General features: G+C 30.0%; 1 protein-coding gene. It reads left to right on the forward strand.

Annotation, left to right across the window (positions count from 1 at the left end):
* A partial coding sequence (locus FT12353_RS08445; RefSeq protein WP_203619400.1) for an ABC transporter permease occupies positions 1–1,105 on the forward strand: 1,105 nt, incomplete at both ends.

Consider the following 1,105-nt stretch of genomic DNA (forward strand, 5'->3'; position numbering starts at 1 on the left):
TCAAAAAATTACTAAATTCTCTTATTATTGGATGATTGTACTTCCGATACTTCTAGCTATTGTGGGGATCGCATTTCAGCAATACTCTCAAAAAGAATCAAAATCATCTACAGAAAGTAAGCCGATTATTGCTATTATAGCTTCAACTAACATTGAAAGGAACTTTTCAGAACAAGCACCTATTAATTATAAAAATTCAGATATACACAATATTAGCGTTGCTAAAACATTAATGTCAGATAATACTATTGATGCCATATTAAAAGTAGATGACGACTTCAAAAACGTTTCTCTAAAATCAAATAAAGAGTTAAACACACCTGTTCTAAACGAAATTAAATACAATTTAACACAGGTTAAGATTAATAAAAAAGCAAGTCAATTAAGTATATCTAATGCAACTTTAAATAACTTATTATCACCAGTAACCATTAAATCATCTAGTAATGCACTCCAAGAAAACCAAGAAAAAAAACAATCGGCTCAAAATATTAGTCAAACAGTCACGATTTTACTATTTTTCTTTTTAACTAGCTACATTACGATTACAGGAAGTGAGATTGGCAAGGAAAAAGGGCAGCACATCTTACAAAGTATTTTGTCAGCTATACCAGCAAAAGCATACTTTAAGGGTAAACTATTAGGCATAATTTATTTAATAGCCTTTCAAGTTTTAGCCTATGTAATTTTATATGGAATCGCATCATTATTGTTACCTCTATTCCATCAAGAAAAGCTAATTAACTGGTCATCTTTGCAGAACATCACAAATACTTATATCTTTGCAGTTATCATTTTAGCTTTACTCACAATGCTAATTTATATATTATTTGCTGCAATTCTAGCTTCTTTCGTTTCCCGAATTGAAGATGTTTCTCAAGCTACTAGTGGTGTGACAACACTCTTGATTCTTCCATACTTTTTTAGTTTCTTCTCACAAAGTCAACCGAATAATATCCTTTCAGTTATTCTTTCATATATACCATTTACATCATATGCGATTATGCCCACCAGAATAGCAAATAATGTTGTGGGTATACAACAAGTTGCAATTTCAATATTAATCACTTTAATATTCACAATAGTAATGTATAAATTAGCAGCA

The organism is Fructobacillus tropaeoli (assembly GCF_016860625.1).
Classification (GTDB): Bacteria; Bacillota; Bacilli; order Lactobacillales; family Lactobacillaceae; genus Fructobacillus; species Fructobacillus tropaeoli.